This window comes from Micromonospora sp. L5 (assembly GCF_000177655.2).
Lineage (GTDB): Bacteria > Actinomycetota > Actinomycetes > Mycobacteriales > Micromonosporaceae > Micromonospora > Micromonospora aurantiaca.
The window spans coordinates 954,148-973,788 of record NC_014815.1 but is presented as its reverse complement, the minus strand read 5'-3'; the positions used below and the strand labels follow the sequence as shown (position 1 = coordinate 973,788).

Annotated in this window: 19 protein-coding genes; 13 read left to right on the top strand and 6 right to left on the bottom strand. The window is 72.6% G+C overall.

Translation table 11 applies throughout. The features are described 5' to 3' along the window. Positions 1 to 13 precede the first annotated feature (13 nt). The gene (locus ML5_RS04945) at positions 14 to 865 is read left to right on the top strand and encodes an alpha/beta fold hydrolase (RefSeq protein WP_013473944.1); all 852 of its coding nucleotides are present in this window, start codon (positions 14 to 16) and stop codon (positions 863 to 865) included. Positions 866 to 923: 58 nt separating this feature from the next. Here the strand turns inward: ML5_RS04945 and metG are convergent, their stop codons facing one another. Continuing rightward, a complete protein-coding gene (metG, locus tag ML5_RS04940; RefSeq protein ID WP_013473943.1) occupies positions 924 to 2,726 on the bottom strand; it encodes a methionine--tRNA ligase in 1,803 nt (600 codons plus the stop codon). A gap of 127 nt (positions 2,727 to 2,853) precedes the next feature. Between metG and ML5_RS04935 the strand changes: the two genes are divergently transcribed. Further along, positions 2,854 to 3,684, top strand: coding sequence for a hypothetical protein (locus tag ML5_RS04935; RefSeq protein WP_221488154.1), 831 nt, complete (start codon positions 2,854 to 2,856; stop codon positions 3,682 to 3,684). 60 nt (positions 3,685 to 3,744) lie between these two features. On the opposite strand, the gene rsmI is transcribed toward ML5_RS04935, so the two are convergent. After that, positions 3,745 to 4,584, bottom strand: coding sequence for a 16S rRNA (cytidine(1402)-2'-O)-methyltransferase (rsmI, locus tag ML5_RS04930; protein WP_041784123.1), 840 nt, complete (start codon positions 4,582 to 4,584; stop codon positions 3,745 to 3,747). 92 nt (positions 4,585 to 4,676) lie between these two features. On the opposite strand from rsmI, the gene ML5_RS04925 reads away from it, so the two are divergent. The 3 genes from ML5_RS04925 to ML5_RS04915 all read left to right on the top strand — a co-directional run bounded on the left by ML5_RS04925 (position 4,677) and on the right by ML5_RS04915 (position 8,723). After that, positions 4,677 to 6,347 carry a dolichyl-phosphate-mannose--protein mannosyltransferase gene (locus ML5_RS04925; RefSeq protein WP_013473940.1) on the top strand — a complete coding sequence of 557 codons (1,671 nt, stop codon included), beginning with the start codon at positions 4,677 to 4,679 and terminating at the stop codon, positions 6,345 to 6,347. 307 nt (positions 6,348 to 6,654) lie between these two features. Further along, positions 6,655 to 7,947: a VWA domain-containing protein gene (locus ML5_RS04920; protein WP_013473939.1), complete on the top strand. Its 1,293-nt coding sequence runs from the start codon at positions 6,655 to 6,657 to the stop codon at positions 7,945 to 7,947. A 2-nt stretch (positions 7,948 to 7,949) separates the two neighbouring features. Beyond that, entirely contained in the window at positions 7,950 to 8,723 is a 774-nt protein-coding gene (locus ML5_RS04915; RefSeq protein ID WP_013473938.1) for a hypothetical protein, read from the top strand. Between the two features lie 52 nt (positions 8,724 to 8,775). On the opposite strand, the gene ML5_RS04910 is transcribed toward ML5_RS04915, so the two are convergent. Beyond that, complete coding sequence (locus tag ML5_RS04910) at positions 8,776 to 9,051, bottom strand: hypothetical protein (protein ID WP_013283937.1); 276 nt, start codon at positions 9,049 to 9,051, stop codon at positions 8,776 to 8,778. A gap of 126 nt (positions 9,052 to 9,177) precedes the next feature. Here ML5_RS04910 and ML5_RS04905 point away from each other — a divergent pair, with 126 nt between their 5' ends. From ML5_RS04905 to ML5_RS04885, 5 genes are all read left to right on the top strand, one after another. Further along, a complete protein-coding gene (locus ML5_RS04905; protein WP_041784121.1) occupies positions 9,178 to 9,834 on the top strand; it encodes a 4'-phosphopantetheinyl transferase in 657 nt (218 codons plus the stop codon). Between the two features lie 75 nt (positions 9,835 to 9,909). Next, a complete protein-coding gene (locus ML5_RS04900; RefSeq protein WP_013473936.1) occupies positions 9,910 to 10,950 on the top strand; it encodes a hypothetical protein in 1,041 nt (346 codons plus the stop codon). A gap of 127 nt (positions 10,951 to 11,077) precedes the next feature. Next, entirely contained in the window at positions 11,078 to 11,794 is a 717-nt protein-coding gene (locus tag ML5_RS04895) for a hypothetical protein (protein ID WP_013473935.1), read from the top strand. 111 nt (positions 11,795 to 11,905) lie between these two features. Next, a complete protein-coding gene (locus tag ML5_RS04890) occupies positions 11,906 to 12,097 on the top strand; it encodes a hypothetical protein (protein WP_013473934.1) in 192 nt (63 codons plus the stop codon). Positions 12,098 to 12,182: 85 nt separating this feature from the next. Next, positions 12,183 to 12,644, top strand: a complete 462-nt coding sequence (locus ML5_RS04885; protein ID WP_013473933.1) for a hypothetical protein — start codon at positions 12,183 to 12,185, stop codon at positions 12,642 to 12,644. Between the two features lie 35 nt (positions 12,645 to 12,679). Here ML5_RS04885 and ML5_RS04880 read toward each other — a convergent pair whose 3' ends face one another. The 3 genes from ML5_RS04880 to ML5_RS04870 form a co-directional block, all read right to left on the bottom strand. Further along, a complete protein-coding gene (locus ML5_RS04880; RefSeq protein ID WP_013473932.1) occupies positions 12,680 to 13,543 on the bottom strand; it encodes an alpha/beta fold hydrolase in 864 nt (287 codons plus the stop codon). 110 nt (positions 13,544 to 13,653) lie between these two features. Beyond that, positions 13,654 to 15,774, bottom strand: coding sequence for a cellulase family glycosylhydrolase (locus ML5_RS04875; protein WP_013473931.1), 2,121 nt, complete (start codon positions 15,772 to 15,774; stop codon positions 13,654 to 13,656). 131 nt (positions 15,775 to 15,905) lie between these two features. After that, the gene (locus ML5_RS04870; protein WP_013473930.1) at positions 15,906 to 16,916 is read right to left on the bottom strand and encodes a trans-acting enoyl reductase family protein; all 1,011 of its coding nucleotides are present in this window, start codon (positions 16,914 to 16,916) and stop codon (positions 15,906 to 15,908) included. 94 nt (positions 16,917 to 17,010) lie between these two features. On the opposite strand from ML5_RS04870, the gene ML5_RS04865 reads away from it, so the two are divergent. From ML5_RS04865 to rox, 3 genes are read left to right on the top strand one after another with little or no spacing between them, the layout of a single operon-like run. After that, positions 17,011 to 17,949 carry a helix-turn-helix domain-containing protein gene (locus ML5_RS04865; RefSeq protein WP_013473929.1) on the top strand — a complete coding sequence of 313 codons (939 nt, stop codon included), beginning with the start codon at positions 17,011 to 17,013 and terminating at the stop codon, positions 17,947 to 17,949. A gap of 52 nt (positions 17,950 to 18,001) precedes the next feature. Further along, positions 18,002 to 18,181: a hypothetical protein gene (locus ML5_RS04860; protein WP_013473928.1), complete on the top strand. Its 180-nt coding sequence runs from the start codon at positions 18,002 to 18,004 to the stop codon at positions 18,179 to 18,181. Between the two features lie 20 nt (positions 18,182 to 18,201). Then, positions 18,202 to 19,629 (top strand): rifampin monooxygenase, encoded by a 1,428-nt coding sequence (gene rox, locus ML5_RS04855; protein WP_013473927.1) that lies wholly within the window; start codon positions 18,202 to 18,204, stop codon positions 19,627 to 19,629. Positions 19,630 to 19,641 lie beyond the last annotated feature (12 nt).

The following is a 19,641-nucleotide window of genomic DNA, read 5'->3' as shown; positions in this document are numbered from 1 at the left end:
GGGGAATCCCGACATGCCTTTCGTCACCGTCGGTACGGAGAACTCCGCACCCATCGACCTGTACTACGAGGATCACGGTTCCGGTCAGCCGATCGTGCTGATCCACGGTTTCCCGTTCAACGGGGCGACCTGGGAGAAGGTGAGCGGTCCGCTGCTGGACGCCGGATACCGGGTGATCACGTACGACAGGCGTGGATTCGGCAACTCCGCGCAGCCGGCCATGGGCTACGACTACGACACGTTCTCCGCCGACCTCGACGTGCTGATGACCGAACTGGACCTGCGGAACGCGATCCTGGTCGGGCACTCCATGGGCACCGGTGAGGTGACCCGCTATCTGGGCGCGTACGGGTCGGACCGGGTGGACCGGGCGGTCCTGATGGCCCCGTTGGCGCCGTACCTGCTCAAGGCGCCCGACGACCCGGAGGGCGTCGACAAGAGCATGTTCGACGGGTTCCAGAAGGCGATCATCCAGGACCGGTTCGCCTACCTGACCCAGTTCTGCGACGCGTTCTTCAACGCCAGCGAGAACCGGGGGACGCTGGTCAGCGACGAGGCGTACCACGCGCACTGGCAGATCGGCGCGCAGGCGTCGGCCAAGGGCACCCACGACTCGGTGGACGCCTGGCAGACCGACTTCCGCGGTGACCTGCCGAACATCAACGTGCCGGTGCTGATCATCCAGGGCGACAAGGACAACGTGCTGCCGTACCCGGTGACGGGCCAGCGGCTGGTGAACATGCTGTCCGACGCCAAGCTGGTCACGCTGAAGGGTGCGCCGCACGGCACGCCGTGGACCCATCCCACCGAGGTCAACAAGGCCATCATGGAGTTCATCGGCAAGCCGAGCATGGCCCGCGCCTGACCGGCGCGCACGACCGCGGCCCGGGGAGAGATCCCCGGGCCGCGGTTCGCGCGCGTGTTCAGCCGGCCAGGCGGGCCAGCTCCTCCTCGACGATGGACGGGTCGAGCTTGCGGAACACCGGCTTCGGCGCCGCGAGCGGCCGGCCCACTTCCAGGGGTACGGACTCCCAGCGCGCCCCGACCGTGTAATCACCGGTCAGCACCGGGTACGACGGCCCGCCGTCGAGGTCGTCGACCTCCTCGATGACGGGCATCGGCGCGTGCACGCCGGTGCCGCCGAGCAGCTCGTGGATCTTCTGGGCGGAGTGCGGCAGGAACGGGGTGAGCAGCGTGTTGGCGTCGCTGACCACCTGGAGCGCGACGTGCAGGACGGTGCCCATGCGGGGCTTCTCGTCCTCGCCCTTGAGCTTCCAGGGCGCCTGCTCGGAGAGGTACTTGTTGGCCTCGGCGACGACCTTCATGGCCTCGCCGATGGCCTGCTTCTGCCGGTGCCGGGCGATCAGGTCGCCGACGGTGGCGAAGCCGGCCTTCGCGATGTCCAGCAGCGCCTGGTCGGCCTCGGTGAGCCCGGCCGGGTCGACCGGCGGGATCGCGCCGAAGTTCTTCGCCGCCATGGACACGGACCGGTTGACCAGGTTGCCCCAGCCGGCGACCAGTTCGTCGTTGTTGCGGCGCAGGAACTCGGCCCAGGTGAAGTCGGTGTCGTTGCTCTCCGGGCCGGCCACCGCGATGAAGTACCGCAGCGCGTCGGCGTCGTAGCGCTCCAGGAAGTCCCGGACGTAGATGACCACCTTGCGGGAGGAGGAGAACTTCCGGCCCTCCATGGTCAGGTACTCGCTGGAGACGACCTCGGTGGGCAGGTTGAGCCGGCCCAGCTCGCCCGGTTCGCCGTCGCGGGCGCCCTCACCGGAGTAGCCGCCGAGCAGCGCCGGCCAGATCACCGAGTGGAAGACGATGTTGTCCTTGCCCATGAAGTAGTAGGAGCGGGCGTCCTTCCCCTCCCCGTCCGCCGACCACCACTTGCGCCAGGCCTCCGGGTCGCCGGTGCGCCGGGCCCACTCGATGGACGCGGACAGGTAGCCGATGACCGCGTCGAACCAGACGTAGATCCGCTTGTCCGGGCGGTCACGCCAGTCGTCGAGCGGGATCGGCACGCCCCACTCCAGGTCGCGGGTGATGGCCCGGGGCTGGAGGTCGTCGAGCAGGTTGCGGGAGAACCGCAGTACGTTCGGGCGCCAGCCGTCGCGGGTGTCCAGCCACTGCCGCAACGCGTCGGCCAGGGCGGGCAGGTCGAGGAAGAAGTGCTCGGTCTCGACGAACTCCGGGGTCTCCCCGTTGATCTTCGACTTGGGGTCGATCAGGTCGATCGGGTCGAGCTGGTTGCCGCAGTTGTCGCACTGGTCGCCGCGCGCGCTGTCGTAGCCGCAGATCGGGCAGGTGCCCTCGATGTAGCGGTCGGGCAGCGTCCGGCCGGTGGACGGGGAGATCGCCCCGATGGTGACCTTCGGGACGATGTAGCCGTTGCGGTGCAGCCCGGTGAACAGCTCCTGCACCACCGCGTAGTGGTTGCGCGTGGTGGTGCGGGTGAACAGGTCGTACGACAGGCCCAGCGCCCGCAGGTCCTCGGCGATCACCCGGTTGTAGCGGTCGGCCAGCTCGCGCGGGGTGACCCCCTCGGCGTCGGCCTGCACCTGGATCGGGGTGCCGTGTTCGTCGGTGCCGGAGACCATGAGCACGTCGTGACCGGCCATCCGCATGTACCGGGAGAAGACGTCGGAGGGAACGCCGAATCCGGATACGTGGCCGATGTGGCGCGGGCCGTTGGCGTAGGGCCAGGCGACCGCGGCGAGAACGTGACTCATGAGCAGCAAGCCTAGTGATTGCCGTGGGCGTGCCGCGAACCAATGGGGTGCGCGCTCCGACCGTACGTCCGATTTGTCGCCGACACGCGGCGTGAGCTGCCCGACAAGCCAGACGTACCGGTGTGAAATGAACATCGTGACCAGCAGACCAGCGGCGCCCGAGCCGTCGGCGGCCGCCACGCGGCGGGCGGCGCGGCCCACGCCGCCCGGCGGGCCCGTCGCTCCCCAGCCACGGCTCGACCCGGCGGACCCGCCGGTGGAGGTGGAGCCGACCACCGGAGCGCCGGTGGACGCGGTGCCGAGCCGGGTGCCGGTACGCCAGCCGCGCTGGCAGCGCGAGGCCGCCCCGTCCGGCGGCTGGGCGCCGATCGAGGAGGTGCACTGGGACGGCACGCCGCTGCGCGACGAGCCGCGCCCACGTCCGGGCCGGCCCCCGGCGCGACGGGAACGCGCCCGCCCGGCCGCGCCGCCGAGCCCGCCCGCCGGGCTGGCCGTGCTGCTGACGCTGAGCCTGCTCGCCGCGTTCTTCGCCTGGGTGAGCGCCGGGCCGTTCTGGCTGGCGGTGGGGCACTCGACCGGCGGCACCGTGATGATCACCGAGTGCGCGGGCGGCGGGCTCACCCAGCGCTGCCGGGGCATCTTCTCCGCCGACGGCGACCGGTTCCAGGCCCACGGGGTACGGGTCAGCGGCGTACCGGCCGGGCGCACCGACACCGGCAGCTCGCTGCGGGCGCGGATGACCGGGCCGGACGGGTCCACCGCCTACGCGGACACCGGCGTCGGAAGGCACCTGCGCTGGCTGCTGGGACTGGCCCTGGTGGCCGGCTGCGCCGCCGGGATCGCCAGGTGGACCGGGGCGACCCGGCTCGCGGACGAACGGCAGCGGCGCTGGGCGGTCGGCCTGGCGCTGGCCGGGCCGGCGTTGATCACCGTCGGCTTCCTGGCCGCCGCCTGGTGAGGTGAGGCGTTAAGAAGGGGCCCTTCCTCTACCGCAGGCGTTAAGAAGGGGCCCTTCCTTTCAGCTGTGCACGACGGCGTACACCTCGCGCCGCCGCAGCCCGTACGCGGTGGCGACCTCGGTGATCGCGTCCCGGCGGGACAGCCCGGCCGCCTCGCGCTCGGCCACCGCCGCGCGCAGCGTCTCGTCGTCCGGCCGGACCGCGGGCGTGGCCGGTGCGCCCGCAACGACGAGCGTGATCTCGCCCCGCGGATCGCCCTCGGCGGCCCACTCGGCCAGTTCGCCAAGCGACCGGCGGACGACCTCCTCGTAGGTCTTGGTCAACTCGCGGCAGAGCGCGGCGGGCCGGTCCCTGCCGAACGCCTCGGCCAGGTCGGCGAGCGCACCGGTGATGCGGTGCGGCGCCTCGAAGAACACCAGCGTGCGGTCCTCGGCGGCGAGCGCGCGCAGCCGGGAGCGGCGGGCGCCGGGGGTACGCGGCAGGAAGCCCTCGAAGCAGAACCTGTCACAGGGCAGCCCGGACAGTGCCAGCGCGGTGGTCACCGCGCTCGGCCCGGGCGCGGCGGTGACCGGCACACCGGCGTCCAGTGCGGCCCGGACCAGCCGGTAGCCGGGATCGGAGACGCTCGGCATGCCGCCGTCGGTGACCAGCGCGACCGTGTAGCCGGCGGCGAGCACCTCGGCCAGCTCGGGGGTACGCCGCTCCTCGTTGCCCTCGAAGTACGAGACGATCCGGCCGGGCACAGTCACGTCCAGGTCGCGGGCCAGCCGGGTGAGCCGCCGGGTGTCCTCGGCGGCGACCACGTCGGCGGCGGCCAGCACCTCGCGGAACCGGGCGGACGCGTCGGCCGGGTTGCCGAGCGGCGCGCCGAGCAACACGAGCCGCCCTACCTCGGACATTTCCCCCACGGCGTGCGCTCCCTCATCGACGGTCGTACCAATTTCGGAGACGAGAGACGCCACCGGGCACCCTCGCAGCCTACGATCGCCGGGTGACGAGTGCGTCGACAGCACAGAGCGCGAACCCGGACCCTTCCACCACCGACCGGGGCGACGGCGCCGGGCGCGGGCTTCCCGCCGCCGTGCGGCGCCGGCTCGCCGCCGTCGATGATCGCATCGGTCGAGGTCAGGCGTGGCTGGCGACAGCGGTGGTGGTGGCCGTCGCGGCGATCCTGCGCTTCGTGGGGCTCAGCTTCCCGCCCGGGAAGATCTTCGACGAGACCTACTACGCCAAGGACGCGTACGGGCTGATCGACCGCGGCTTCGAGTGGAACTACAAGGACAACGGCCCTTCGTACGTGGTGCATCCACCGCTGGGCAAGTGGATGATCGGCATCGGCGAGTGGGCCTTCGGCTACCAGGACGCGGACAGCGGCGTCTCGGTGCCGGGCCACCTGATCACCACCTCGCCGGAGTTCGGCTGGCGGTTCGGAGCGGCGGTGGCGGGCACGCTGTCGGTGCTGCTGCTGGTCCGTATCGGGCGGCGGATGTTCCGCTCCACGGTGCTCGGCTGCGCGGCCGGCCTGCTGCTCGCGCTCGACGGCTACCACCTGGTGCTTTCCCGCACGGCCATCCTCGACATCTTCCTGCTGCTGTTCGTGCTCGCCGCGTTCGGCGCGCTGGTGCTCGACCGGGACGCCCGGAGGCGGCGCTGGGCGCGGGCGCTGGAGGGCGGGCTCGACCCGACACAGCCGGGCCGGGCCGGCCGTCCGTCGTCGGGCTGGCGGGACTGGCCGTGGTGGCGGCTGGCAGCAGGTGTGCTGCTCGGCTGCGCCTGCTCGGTGAAGTGGAGCGCGCTCTACTTCGTACCGGCGTTCGCGTTGCTGGTGCTGCTCTGGGAGGTGGGCGTCCGCCGCTCGTCCGGGGTACGCCGGCCGTGGCGCGACGCCGTGCTCGACGAGCTGCCGTGGCTGCTCGCCGCGGGCGTGCTGATGCTCGTGACCTACGTGGCGACCTGGTCGGGCTGGCTGCTCGGCCAGGACGGCTACTACCGCCTGGCGGAGCGCTACCCGAACAACCCGGAGCTGAGCGACACCCCGATCATCGGCGCGCTGATCAACCTGTGGGAGTACCACAAGGCGGCGTACGGCTTCCACACCCAGCTCGACGACCCGCACAAGTACCAGTCCTGGCCCTGGCAGTGGCTGCTGCTCGGCCGCCCGGTGGCGTTCCACTGGTCCGGCGACGGCAGTTGCGGCGCACCGAGCTGCGCCTCGGAGGTGCTGCTGCTGGGTACGCCGCTGCTGTGGTGGTCGTTCCTGCCGGCGCTGGCCGCGACCGCCTGGCTCGGGCTGGCCCGGCGTGACTGGCGGGCGGGCGCGATCCTGCTCAGCGCCGCCGCCGGCCTGCTGCCCTGGTTCTGGTTCGCCCTCGACGGCCGGACGATGTTCTCCTTCTACGCCGCGCCGGCGGTGCCGTTCCTGGTGCTCGCGGTGGTCTACGTGCTCGGCGCGATCGCCACTCCCGCGCCGGTGTCGAACACGGCCGCGCCACCGGACCCGCAACAGGTCCACGACCGCCGGCTGGTGGGCGGGATCATCGCGGGCGCGTACGTGTTGCTCGTGGCGCTCTGTTTCGCGTACTTCTACCCGATCTTCGTGGGCCGGGTGCTGCCGTACGCGGACTGGTCGGCGCGGATGTGGCTGGACGGCCGCTGGATCTGACGCGGGACGCCGGGCACTGCGCGGCGCCGGGGCACCAAAAAAGCGCGCCCCGATCGCCTGCCACGGGGGAAGCGGGCGATTGGGGCGCGCAAGAAAGAGCTTAACCACACTCCGGCAACGGCACAACGGGTGCGGGCCGGTCAGATTTCCGACGAGTGCACCACCGGCCGAAAGGTTTACATGGTGCAGCTAACGGTGGGTGGCCGAGCGCGACCGTGACGGCCCCGGCGGACGCCGGAGACGGACCTCCGGCGGGCACCTCCGACCCGGATGATCTTCCAATGTGGATCTCACTACACTTCGCCCGGTGATCAACAAGAGACGATCGACGGCCGTCCTCATCGGACTGCTGGCGGCGGCCGCGCTGATCGGGCCGAGCCCCGCCGGGGCCGACGACGAGACCACCGAGCCCGTCGCCGAACCACCCAAGGTCGAGCTGGTCCTCGACGTCAGCGGATCGATGCGGGCCCGCGACATCGACGGGCGCAGCCGGATCTCCGTCGCCCAGCAGGCGTTCAACGAGGTGGTCGACGCCCTGCCGGACGAGACACAGCTCGGCATCCGGGTGCTCGGCGCCACCTACCGGGGCAAGGACAAGAAGCAGGGCTGCCTGGACACCCAGCAGATCGTGCCCGTCGGCCCGGTGGACCGCACCCAGGCCAAGGCCGCCGTGGCCGGGCTGCGGCCGACCGGTTTCACACCGGTCGGGCTGGCCCTGCGCTCCGCCGCGCAGGACCTGGGAACCGGCAGCACCGCCCGCCGGATCGTGCTGATCACCGACGGTGAGGACACCTGCGCGCCGCCCGACCCGTGCGAGGTGGCCCGCGAGCTGGCCGCCCAGGGCACCCGCCTGGTGGTCGACACGCTCGGCCTGGCGCCGGACGAGAAGGTACGCAAGCAGTTGCTCTGCATCGCCGGCGCGACAGGGGGCACCTACACCGCCGCGCAGAGCGCCGACGAGCTGACCGGCCGGATCAAGCAGCTCGTCGACCGCGCCCGGGACACGTACACCGCCGCTCCGGCTGTGGTCGGCGGCGGCACGGCGTGCGAGGGCGCGCCGCTGCTCGCCCCCGGCGTCTACAGCGACCGGGAGGCGTTCTCCGAGCACCGCTGGTACCGGGTGCCGGTGCGTCCCGGGCAGGAACTGCGCGCCTCGGTGAGCGTCGCGCTGGACCGGCCGGTCAACCCGGACTACGGCGTGCTGCTGCGCGCCACCGCGCCGGACGGGCGGGAACTGGTCCGGGGCGTCGACGCCGGCAGCGGGCGTACCGACGTGGTCTCCGCCGGGCTGCGCTGGTCGGCCGCCGAGGAGGAGGAGGACGGGCCGAGCCCGGAGCCGAGCGCCAGCGCGGAGCAGTCCGTACGGACCGTCTGCCTGGTGGTCAGCAACTCGTTCGCGGCCAAGCCCGGCACCCAGGCCCGGCCCGGCATGCCGGTGGAGCTGACAGTCGACGTGGTGGCCGCCTCCCCCGCGCCGGACGGGCCGGATCTGGGCCGCGGCTGGGTGCTGCTGCTCCTGCTCGCGCTCGCCGGACTGCTCACCGGGCTGGTCGCCGGACTGCTCACCCGCTGGTGGGTGCACACGTGGAGGGTGAACTGAGCATGCGTACGCTGATCCGCTCCGCGGCGGCGATCACCGCCGCCGGACTCGCCCTCACCCCGGCGGCGGCCCTGGCCGCGCCCAGCCCGTCACCGGGCGCGACCACGGTGACCAAGGCGGGCACCTCGTTCCTCACCGCCACCACAGTCGCCGCCGGCCAGCCGGTGCAGGTGGGCGCGTCGACCGGCGACCACCTGTACTGGTCGTTCCGCGCCGACGCCGGGCAGGTGCACGAGGTCACCGCCACCGTCACGTTCCCGAAGCCACGCAGCGGCGCGTCCACCTGGACCGTCGACGTCTTCGACGGGCTGCGCCGCCGGCAGGCGTGCACCGCTGGCGCGCAGACCCCCACCGCCGGCGCGTCGGCGACGAGCGTCGCGCTGGGCTGCACGCTGCGCCGGGTACGGCCGTGGGCCGAACCCTGGTCGGGCGACCCGCTGCCCGGCACCTACTACATCCGGCTCTCCGTCACCGACCTGCCGGAACCCGACCTCGGTCTGCCGATCGACGTGGAGATGCTCGTCGGCGCGACCGACGAGGGCGGCGCGTCCGGCGACGACGGTGAACTGGCCGCGCCGCTGGTGCCGAACACCAGGGCCGGCACCGTGCTCAGCGCCGAGCCGACGCCCGAGCCGGTGGCCGACGAGGAGACCGACCTGACCGGGTGGCTCCCCGAGGCCGGATCGCGCTGGGTGTGGACCACAGTGGGCGGCGTGCTCGCCGCCGTGGCCGGCGTGGTCGGCTTCGGGCTCACCCGGCGGCCGCGCCGCCCCTGAGGACCGCAGCCGGTGGCCGCCGCGAACCCGACGCGGCGGCCACCGGACGCGCTCATGCCTCGGCGATACGCGGGCCGCGCGGCACCCAGCCGATGAACCGGTCCTGGAGCGCGGTGACCGGCACGGAGCGCAGATCCTGCGTCGCCGCGGCGAGGCAGGACCCGAGATAGACGCTCAACGATGCCCGGTCCACCTGGTACTCGCGCAGCAGGTGGTGACGTTTCGTGGCGCAGGGCCAGTCGTCACCGCACGAGCCGCAGGTCCAGTCGGGGGTCACCGGCACGTGCTCGCCGCCGGTACTTCCCGAAACCTCCGCGCCAGGCGTCATCGGCCGCTCCTTCCGAGTCAGGAATGGTGGTGATGGACCGGTTGCCTCCCCGCAACATTCCTTCAGCGCAGCGGCACGCCCAAGCGTTACGGTACGTTCACCGCGTGTCCCCGTCATCCACCTCTCGTGCGTGATCTGCTCCCGGCCGAGGTCGCCGTGGCGGTGGCCGACGCGGCCGACTGGGCCGGTGAGCTGCTCCCGGCCGAGCTGGCCGCCCTGGGTGAGCGCGCGGTACCCGGCCGGCGCCGAGACTTCACCGCCGGGCGGGTCTGCGCCCGCCGGGCACTCGGCGCGCTCGGCCTGCCCGCCACGCCGGTACCGGCCGGCGCCGACCGGGCCCCGATCTGGCCGCCCGGCGTGGTCGGCGCCATCACCCACACCCGCGACTACTGCGCCGCGGCCGCCGCCCGCGCCACCGACGTGCGCGCCGTCGGTATCGACGCCGAGCGCTACCGGCCGCTCTCCCCGGGGGTACGCCGGAAGGTGTGCCGCCCCGACGAGGAGGCGGACCTGGCCCGGCTGCCGCCCGGCACGCCCTGGCCGACCGTGTTGTTCAGCGCGAAGGAGACCGTCTACAAGGTCTGGCACCCGCTCGTCGGCACGTGGCTGGGCTTCGCCGACGCGCGCGTCGTGCTCGACCCGGAGACGGGCACGTTCCACGCCGCCATCGCCCCGGCCCGGCTCGCCGCCGCCCCGGTGCCCGATCCGCCGTCAGCGGTGACCGGACGGTTCGCCGTGGACGACGACCTGGTCCGCACCGCGGCCGTCCTGCTTCGTCGATGAGGCGCTGCCGGGCGGGTTGTGCCCGGCTTGTACCGTCGTTCCGACTGAAAATTCCGAAGGCGCCCAAGGAGTACGGTGAGCCACCCTCAGCCTCCGTCCGGGTCACCGGACCCGAACCAGCAGCCGCAGGAACCGCCGACGCAGGCGTTCCCCACCGCCCCGATGCCGCCGGTGCCGGGCAACCCGTACGCGCCACCGCCCGCTCCGACGTCGGGCTCGCCCTACCCGCCGCCCTCGGACGCGCCGCAGCCGCCCGTCTCGGGCGCGCCGTACCCGCCGCCGGGCAGCGAGTACCAGCCGCCGGGTGCCGCGTACCAGCCGCCGGGCGGTGCGTACCCGCCGCCGGGGTCCGAGTACCAGCCGCCGGGTGCGGCGTACCCGCCCCCGGGCGGCGAGTACCAGCAGCCGGGTGGCTACCCGCCCCCGGGTGGTTACCCGCCGCCGGGTGGTGGCGCGTACCCGCCGCCGCCCGGAGCGCCCTTCGGACCGCCGGCGAAGAAGTCGAACAAGAACGTCTGGATCACTGTCGGCATCATCGCGGTGATCCTGCTGCTGCTGTGCTGCGGTGGCGGCATCTTCGCCATCTACAGCGGCGCGAAGAAGACCCAGGAGGCGATCGACTCGCTGCCCACCCCGGGCGTCACCTACGGCCAGCCCACAGGTGACACCCCGACGGGCGCTCCCACCGGCACGCCGCAGCCGGGCAACACCGACGACAAGACGTTCAACATGCCGGCCGGCGACAAGCTGGTCGTCAACGACGACCGGGGCACCATCGAGATCACCGTCGGCAACTTCCGGACCAGAAACGCCGCCTGCAGCGAGGTCATGCCCGGCCCGAAGAACGGCATGTTCCTGATCGCCGACGTGACCGCCGAGATCACCAAGGGCACCGGCTCGATCAACCCGTTCTACTTCACCTGGGTCGCTGCGGACGGCACCGAGGAGAGCGGCATCGGCGGCGCCTTCTCGGGTTGCGGCAAGCTGATGACCTCGGGCAACAACCTGCCCGAGGGTTCCAAGCGCAGCGGCCAGCTCATCTTCGACGTCAAGGACCAGAACGGCGTCGTGGAATACAAGCACCGCTTCCGTTCCGCCGGGTCCTGGAAGCCCTGACCCGAACGAAACCCCGCACGGGGGCCGGTCCACTACGGACCGGCCCCCGTGTCCGTTCGGACGGCGCCAGAAGCCGAACGGACATTTCCATGTGCACGAGCCGGCCCTCGGTCGCCAGGCTCGGAGCATGGCTAACGAGACGACGATCCCGCTGCTGCCGTGCCGCTCCCTGGACGATGTGGCGCCCTTCTACCAGGCCCTCGGCTTCGAGATCACGTACCGGCAGGAGCGCCCGAACCCGTACCTGACACTGCGGCGGGAGGATCTCCATCTGCACTTCTTCGGGATGCCGCAGTTCGATCCCGCCGACTCGTACGGCTCCTGCCTGGTGGTGGTGGACGACCTGGTCGACATCCACCGGGCCTTCACCGACGGCCTGCGTGCCACGTACGGCAAGGTGCTCGTCTCCGGCGTGCCCCGGATGACCCGGCCCCGGCCACGCCGCAACCAGGAGGGCCACTTCGGGTTCAGCATCGTCGACCCCGGCGGCAACTGGATCCGGTTCGTCGGCCGGAGCGATACCGCGGAGACCGACGACAGGGGCGGGCTGGCCCGTACGCTGCAGAACGCGGTGGTGCAGGCGGACTCTCGCGGCAATCCCCAGCAGGCCGCGCGGATCCTCGACGGCGCGCTTGCCCGCCCGGATGCCGCCGACGACCCGGCCGTCCAGGTGGAGGCGCTGGTCTACCGGGCGGAACTGGCGCTGCAACTCGACGAGCCGGAGTCCGCGCGGGAGCTGGTGCGGCAGGCCCGCTCGATCCCGCTGGACGACGGACCGCGCGACGCGCTGGCCGACACGCTGCGGCACGCCGAGGACCTGATCACCGCACTGCCGCCCGCATGACCGCACGGCGGGCGGGCGCCCGGCCGGTGGCGGCGGTTTGCCGGCCGGGTCAGCGGGGACGCGCCTCGGCAGGCGGCGAGGGCCGCCACGCGACGATCCGGGGAGGCGGCAATGAGCGTCGAGCGCGCGAAGAACGACCTGGAGGACCTGGCCGGTCCGGCCCGGGCGCGGCTCGGTGACCTGAACCAGGACGAACACGCCGAAGCGGGCCGGGTACGCGAACAGGATGAGATCCGGGGCAAGCGCCCCGGCGAGCACATCCAGGCGGACGCCCGCGACGCCGACGACGACTTCTCCGCCTGACCCCGTCCTGCCGGAGATCCGAGGTCGGGCCGCGCCGCACGCGCGGCGGGCGTGCGCTGTCGGGGTTGGCTCCTATCCTGGGACGATGGTTCTCACCGACGTCACCGGGTCCTGGGCAGGCACCAACGGCTTCCGGCTGATGCCCGCCGATCCGCTCGCCGAGTCGCCGGCCGCGCTCACAGTCGCCACCGCGGCCGGCGGGCACCTGACCACCGTGTCGTACTCGTGGGAACATCCCGACGACGGCCCGCAGGACGGCCTGCTGGTGGTCGGCGCCGGCGACCGGCCGGGCTCGCTCGTCGCCTGGTGGGGCGACTCGTGGCACCAGCAGCCGACCCCGATGACGCTCACCGGTGCGGCGGGCGGGGCGGCGGTCGAGCTGACCGCCGAGTACGGCGGCGGCTGGGGGTGGCGGATCGTCCTCGACACCGCCGACCCGGCCCTCCTGCGGCTACGGATGGAGAACGTCGTCCCCGCCGACCAGGCCGGGCCCGGCACACCGGCCGGGCCCTACCCGGCGATGGTCACCGACGTGCGCCGGGCCTGACCGTCGCGGGCATCCGCGACGCGGCGACGCCGCGGTCAGGCGTCGAGGATCTCCCGCAGCCGGCGCGCGAACGCCTCCGGCTGCCCGGCGTGGCCCATTCCCTCGCCGAGGAACCCGCCGTGGTGGCTCGGGAAGACCGCGGCCTGTCCGCCGAGCAGCTCGGCGGTGGCCACCGACGTCCGCGCGGTGAGGGTGTCCGCCGACTCCTCGCCCACCGCCACCACGACCCGGGTGGGCGCGGCGCGCAGCGCGTCGGCGTCCGGCCGGTAGACGGTGACCGCCGCGGACCGGTCGGAGAGCAGCGGGTCGTCGCGGCTGCCGTCGTCCTCGGCCGGCATTCCGAACGCGGCGGGGTCCGGCGCGGGCTGGGCGAAGTAGTCGTCGCTGAACTCGCCCCGCCACGACGTCAGGCCGATGAACGCCGCCATGCCGGCACCCCAGCCGTTCTTCCGGTACGCCTCCTGGCAGGCGGCCATGGCCCGGCCGGCCGCCTCGGCGTCGGGGAGCAGCGTGGTCAGCGGCGGCTCGTGCGCCACCAGCGTGGTCACCACGTCCGGGTGGGCGGCCACCAGCGCGAGCGCGGTCACCGCGCCGCCGCTGCTGGCGAACATGTCGACCGGGCCCATGCCGAGGGCGTCGACGATGTCGCGGACGTCCCGGGCCTGCACCTCGGGCAGCGAGTCGTTCCGGCCGTCCTTGCGGACGCTCCGGCCGAGCCCGCGCGGGTCGTACGTGATGACTGTGCGGTCCGGGAAGTACGACGCGAGCGTGGTGAAGCCGTCGGCGCACATCGGCTGGCCGATCATGAACAAGGGGCGGTGCCCGGCCTCGGCCGCCTCGGGGGCGTGGACGTCGTAGACCAGGTCGACCTCGGGCGTCTGGAGAGTGAGCGTCTTCATGCCTCTGTCGACCGGCGCCGACCTCGGAAATCATCGGTCCGGCGGAAACTCGTGCCGGGCACGGCTCGCGGCGGTGTCGACGCCCACCGCCGCGAGCCGTGCCGTCGCGGTCAGCTCACCGTGCCGGTGACGGTGCTGCCGGACTTGGTCACGTAGTAGGTCAGCTTCGTGCCGCTCCAGAAGTGGAACGTCAGCGTGACCCGCTGGCCGTCGTTGACCTCGGCGAAGAACTCCGGCTTCAACGCGATCGTGTTGCCGGTGTAGTTCGGCGCGAACGTCACGTCGAACTCCTTGTACGAGGTCCAGTTGTGCGGCCCGGCGTTGCTGCCGTCGGCGTACTTCGCCTCCATCGTGGCCAGCTGGTCACCGCGGAACTGCGCCGGGAGCGTGAACGCCGCCGTGGTGCCCGTGGCGTTCGACAGCACCGGCGGGTCGTACGTGATGATGCTGATCCGCCACGGCACGCCCGTGGAGAAGCGGGCCTGGAGGTTGGCGTTCACCCCGTACGCGCGGGAGCCGACCAGCCGGGTCAGCGCCGACGCGGTGAGCGTCAGGGTGCTGCCGGAGACCGTGTAGTCGGTGCCGTTCACCAGGTCGGTGGTGCCCTGGCGCAGCCCCTGGAACGTGGTGCCGTTCAGGTTGAGCGTCAGGCTCTTGGCGGTGATCGTGCCGGTACGCGGCACGTACACCTGGTCGCTGGACGCGGTGCCGGAGCGGGTCGTCCAGCTCGACTTGATCTGCGCGAACAGCTCGGGGTCCTTCCACACGAACGACGTGCGGTCGAAGTGCTGGCCGTTGTCCCAGAGCTGGGTGGTCAGCTTGCGGCTACGCGCGTAGTGGCCGAGGAACTCAAAGAACTTGAGCTTCTCGCCCTGCTCGATGGTGCCGGTGTGGCGGTCGAAGCCGAGCAGCCCGTACTCGCCGATGATCACCGGGATGTTGCGGGTGACGAAGGCGTTGTAGACCCGGTCGAACTGGTCGGTCAGGTCCTGCTGGACCGTCGCGTCGAACCGGGTGCCCCCGGCGACGTTCACGCTGAACGGCCAGTACCCGTAGAAGTGCACGGTGGCGATCAGGTTCGGGTCGTTGAGCGTGTTGAACGTGCTGACCAGCTCGTTCACCCGGGCCTGCTCGGCGGAGGTGTGCAGGGTCGGCAGGACCAGCAGCCGGGTGGCGTTGCCCCCGCCGGACTGACGGACGATGCGGTGGAACGAGGTGTTCAGCTCGTTGAGGAGCGTGGCGTTCTGCGCGTCGCCGGAGCTTCCGGTGAACTGCGGCTCGTTGACGCTCTCGAAGGTCAGCTTCGGCGAGGAGTCCTTGAACGCGGCGGCGATCTGGGTCCAGAGCGCGTTGTAGCGGTTCAGCACGTTGGTGCGGTCGGTGGGCATCGTGTTGATCCACTGCCACGAGTCGTGGTGGATGTTGAGCACCACGTAGAAGCCGTCGGCGAGCGCCCAGCCGACCACCTCGCGTACCCGGTTCAGCCAGGCCGCGTCGATCGTGTAGTTCGGCGCGGCGCCGTGGTGGTTGCTCCAGGTCACCGGGATGCGGATGCTGTTGAAGCCCTGCGCCCGGACGTTGTCGAGCAGCGCCTCGGTGACCCGCGGGTTGCCCCACGCGGTCTCGTCCGCGCCGACCGCGTCGAAGGAGTTGCCGAGGTTCCAGCCGGGCTGCATGGCGGCGACGGCGGCCATGGCGTTGCCGGCGGGCGGCGGGGTCGTGGGCGGTGGCGTGGTGGGCGGCGGGGTGGTCGGGGGCGGAGTGGTCGGCGGTGGCGTGGTGGGCGGCGGCGGGGTGGTCCCGCCGACGCCGCCGGTGCAGGCCACACCGTTGAGCGAGAACGCGGTGGGCGCGGTGTTCGCGCCGGACCAGGAGCCGTTGAAGCCGAACGAGACGCTGCCGTTGGTGGCGATGGAGCCGTTGTAGCCGACGTTCGTCGCGGTGACGTCGGCGCCGGAGGAGGTGACTGTGGCGCTCCAGGCCTGGGTGACCCGCTGGCCGGACGGGAACGTCCAGCGCAGGTTCCAGCCGTTGATCGGGTCACCGAGGTTGGTCACGTCGACGTTCGCGGTGAAGCCGCCGGGCCACTGGCTGGCGGTCGTGTAGGTGACGCGGCAGCCGGCCGCCGCCTGGGCGTTCGTCGCCATCACGGCGGTGCCTGTCACGAGTGCCGCGGCGGTCGCGGCGACCAGGCCGACCCGCAATCGGGCGGTACGGGGAGAGCGGAACATGGTGGTTCCTTCGTGGTGGGGTGGGGCGCGTGGACGGGGAAGGCGGGGCGCGCACCCGCCCAGCGCGAGAGTAAGTTTGGATTCCAAACATTGTCAATCGGTAGCCGTGGATGCGAGAGGCCGACGGGGCATCAGGCGGCCGGCGGCGTCTCGACGGTGAGGTGCGCCGACAGCGCGCCCAGGAAGTCCGGCGCGTCGAAGATCCGGCCGGCCGACGCGACACCGGTCGCCCGCGTCTGCCCGGTCAGGATCCGGTGGACCGCCTCGACCGCCAGCGGCGCGCTGATCGCGTAGATGTCCTGCCCGTGGGCCACCACCCGCCGGCGGACGTCGCCCGAACGCACCACCACGTCGACGGTGAACGTCTGCGCGGACCGGCCACGCTCGTCCACAGCGGCCGGCGCCTCCCCGGCGGCCAGATCCCCTGCCGCGTTCGCGGTCATGTACGTGCACACCTCCGGAATGTCCAGGTGGCTCGGCACCGTCACCACGTCGGCCATGGTGAACTCGCCGAGCACCGGCCGGACACCGAGCGGCGCCGGGAACTCCCAGTCCCGCCGGGGCAGGTCGCCGTCGGCGTACACCAGGCGCCCGTCGGTGAAGCGGACCCGCCGGCCGTCGCGGCGCTCGCGCGAGACGACGCCGGAGGCGACCGTCCCGGCCGTCGGGTGCCAGCTGCTCAGCCCGTACGCGACGTGCGCCTCGTCGGCCGCCGCCCAGTCCCCCATCGCGACGGTGACCAGCAGGTCGCCGAGCCCGCCGAAGAACGCCATGGCGGGCACCACCGCGACTCCGGCGGCCTCGGCACGCTCGGCGTAGTGCGCGAACGTGTCCCGGTTCGCCTCGATCTCGGCCGCCACGTCGACGTAGGGGATTCCGGCCCGCAACGCGGCCTCGATCAACGGGCCGGCGGTCGAGGCGAACGGCCCGGCGCAGTTGACCACCGCCGCCGCCCCGGCCAGCGCCCGGTCCAGCGAGCCCGGGTCGTCGACCGACGCCACCCGCTGCGCCACCCCCGGGAAAGCGGCCGCGAGCTTCCCGGCGTCGCGTCCCACCGGCAGCGGCTCGTAGCCCCGCTCGCGCAGCTCCGCCACCACGAACCGTCCGGTGTGCCCGTACGCCCCGAACACCGCCACCTGCATGACGTTCCCCCTCGAAGATCGACTGGAATGATCCTCGCCGGAATCCGAGAGCCGGGACAGTGGCGCAAACGCCAATGCCCGTACAGTTTCGGACATGACCCTGATCGCGCTCGCCGCCACCGACGGGATGCTGCACTTCGAGCTGGCGGCGGCGTGCGAGATCTTCGTGCGCGACCCGACCGGCCTGGCCGATCCCTGGTACGACCTGGTGGTCTGCGGTCCCGGCCCGGTCGGCGTCGGCCGGTTCGCGGTCACACCCGACCACGGGCTGGACCACCTCGCCCGCGCCCACACGGTGATCGTCCCGGCGATCGAGGACACCGACGCCGAGCCGCCGTCCGACCTGGTCGACGCGGTCCGCGCCGCGCACGAGGCGGGCGCCCGGATGGTCTCGTTCTGCACCGGCGCGTTCGTCCTCGCCGCCGCCGGCATCCTCGACGGGCTGCGCGCCACCACCCACTGGGCGCACACCGACGCGCTCGCCGCCCGCTACCCACGCGTCCAGGTCGACCCGGACGTGCTCTACGTGGACAACGGTGACGTGCTCGCCTCCGCCGGCAAGGCCGCCGCGCTCGACCTGTGCCTGCACCTGATCCGCCGCGACCACGGCTCCACAGTCGCCAACGCCGTCGCCCGCCGCCTGGTGGTGCCGCCGCACCGCGCGGGCGGCCAGGCCCAGTACGTCACCACACCGGTCCCGGCCCGCGAGGACCACCCGCTCGCCGCGCTGCTCCCCTGGGCGATGGCACGGCTGGACCGCCCGCTGACGGTCGCCGACCTCGCCCGCCAGGCCACCATGAGCACCCGCAACCTGGTCCGGCACTTCACCGCCGCGACCGGCGCCACGCCGTCGCAGTGGCTGGCCACGCAGCGCATCCGGCGGGCGCAGGAGCTGCTGGAGAACACCGACGACGGCATCGACGCCGTCGCCGAGGCATCAGGCATGGGTACGGCGACGACGCTGCGCCGCCACTTCCAGCGCACCGTCGGCGTACCCCCGGACACCTACCGCCGGACGTTCCGCCGCGGCTGACCGGGTTGCCCGGCGGTTGTAGCGTCGGCCACCCGACCACCGGGAGCAGACCATGGCTGAGCAGGTACGAATGCCCGACGACGGCGCCGGCGGCAGCGAGTTCTTCGAGGCCCGCGCGTTCCGGCACGGCGGCTATGGTCGATTCGACCACCAGCCGATCGTCGCTGCGCTCGTGGCACGCATCCGCGCCCTCTCCGGCGGCTTCGTGCCGCCGAAGGGGACGGTCGCCTGACACTCGGCACGGGGGAAGATGTGTTCGACGTGATCGTGGTCGGCGGTGGGCCGACCGGCATGATGCTGGCGAGCGAGTTGCGCCTTCAGGGCGTCGGCGTGCTCGTCCTGGAACGCGACGCCGAGCCGCCGCCGTACGTGCGCTCGCTCGGCCTGCACGTCCGCAGCATCGAGGTGATGGACCAGCGCGGGCTGCTGGAGCGGTTCCTCGAACACGGCGGCACGCACCCGATCCGGGGCTTCTTCGCCGGCATCGACAAACCCGCGCCCGCCGACCTGGACACCGCACACCCGTACGTCCTCGGCATCCCGCAGACGCTCACCGACCGGCTGCTCGCCGACCACGCCGCCGAGGTCGGCGCCGAGATCCGGCGCGGCAGTGCGGTGACCGGGCTGGAGCAGGACGACGACGGCGTGACAGTCCACCTCGACGACGAGAGCGCGTCACCGCTGCGGGCGCGGTTCGCCGTCGGCTGCGACGGCGGGCGCAGCACCGTCCGCAAGCTGCTCGGCGTCGGCTTTCCCGGCGAGCCGTCGACGATCGACACGCTGCTCGGCGAGATGGAGGTGACCGCGTCCGCGGACGAAATCACCGCGATCATGACCGAGGTACGCCGCACCGAGAAGCGGTTCGGGCTCGGACCGTCCGGCAGGCCCGGCGTGTTCCGGGTGGTCGTACCGGCGGCCGACGTGGCCTCGGCGCCGCCGACGCTCGACGACTTCAAGCGGCAACTTCACGCGTACGCGGGCACCGACTTCGGCGTGCACTCCCCCCGCTGGCTGTCGAGGTTCGGCGACGCGACCCGCCTGGCCGAGCGCTACCGGGCCGGGCGGGTGTTCCTGGCCGGCGACGCCGCGCACGTCCACCCGCCGCTGGGCGGGCAGGGGCTCAACCTGGGCATCCAGGACGCGTTCAACCTGGGCTGGAAGCTGGCGGCGACGGTGAACGGCTGGGCGCCGGACGACCTGCTGGACACCTACGAGACCGAGCGGCGCCCGGTCGCCGCCGACGTGCTGACGAACACCCGCGCGCAGATGCTGCTGACCACGAACGAGCCCGGACCGCAGGCCGTGCGTCAGATGCTGGCGCAGCTCATGGACTTCGACGAGGTCAACCGCTTCCTGATCGAGAAGGTCACAGCGATCAGCGTCCGGTACGACGTCGGCGAGGGGCATGCGCTGCTCGGGCGGCGGCTGCGCGACGTACCGCTGCGGGAGGGACGCCTGTACGAGCTGATGCGTACCGGCGGCGGGTTGTTGCTGGACGGGACCGGGAAGCTGTCGGTGGACGGCTGGGCCGACCGGGTCGGGCACGTCGCCGGCACCGGCGACGAGCTGGACGTGACGGCGGTGTTGCTGCGGCCGGACGGGCACGTGGTCTGGGTGGGTGACGATCAGCAGACGCTGGAGGATGCGCTGACCAGGTGGTTCGGTGGCGCGACGAGGTGAGCTGCCGCCGAC

What these genes read in the sequence shown, in the direction of transcription:
- ML5_RS04945 (WP_013473944.1), top strand. Translation starts at nt 14, where the DNA reads ATGCCTTTCGTCACCGTCGGTACGGAGAACTCCGCACCCATCGACCTG.
- metG (WP_013473943.1), bottom strand. Translation starts at nt 2,726, where the DNA reads ATGAGTCACGTTCTCGCCGCGGTCGCCTGGCCCTACGCCAACGGCCCG.
- ML5_RS04935 (WP_221488154.1), top strand. Translation starts at nt 2,854, where the DNA reads ATGAACATCGTGACCAGCAGACCAGCGGCGCCCGAGCCGTCGGCGGCC.
- rsmI (WP_041784123.1), bottom strand. Translation starts at nt 4,584, where the DNA reads ATGTCCGAGGTAGGGCGGCTCGTGTTGCTCGGCGCGCCGCTCGGCAAC.
- ML5_RS04915 (WP_013473938.1), top strand. Translation starts at nt 7,950, where the DNA reads ATGCGTACGCTGATCCGCTCCGCGGCGGCGATCACCGCCGCCGGACTC.
- ML5_RS04910 (WP_013283937.1), bottom strand. Translation starts at nt 9,051, where the DNA reads ATGACGCCTGGCGCGGAGGTTTCGGGAAGTACCGGCGGCGAGCACGTG.
- ML5_RS04895 (WP_013473935.1), top strand. Translation starts at nt 11,078, where the DNA reads ATGGCTAACGAGACGACGATCCCGCTGCTGCCGTGCCGCTCCCTGGAC.
- ML5_RS04890 (WP_013473934.1), top strand. Translation starts at nt 11,906, where the DNA reads ATGAGCGTCGAGCGCGCGAAGAACGACCTGGAGGACCTGGCCGGTCCG.
- ML5_RS04885 (WP_013473933.1), top strand. Translation starts at nt 12,183, where the DNA reads ATGGTTCTCACCGACGTCACCGGGTCCTGGGCAGGCACCAACGGCTTC.
- ML5_RS04880 (WP_013473932.1), bottom strand. Translation starts at nt 13,543, where the DNA reads ATGAAGACGCTCACTCTCCAGACGCCCGAGGTCGACCTGGTCTACGAC.
- ML5_RS04875 (WP_013473931.1), bottom strand. Translation starts at nt 15,774, where the DNA reads ATGTTCCGCTCTCCCCGTACCGCCCGATTGCGGGTCGGCCTGGTCGCC.
- ML5_RS04870 (WP_013473930.1), bottom strand. Translation starts at nt 16,916, where the DNA reads ATGCAGGTGGCGGTGTTCGGGGCGTACGGGCACACCGGACGGTTCGTG.
- ML5_RS04865 (WP_013473929.1), top strand. Translation starts at nt 17,011, where the DNA reads ATGACCCTGATCGCGCTCGCCGCCACCGACGGGATGCTGCACTTCGAG.
- ML5_RS04860 (WP_013473928.1), top strand. Translation starts at nt 18,002, where the DNA reads ATGGCTGAGCAGGTACGAATGCCCGACGACGGCGCCGGCGGCAGCGAG.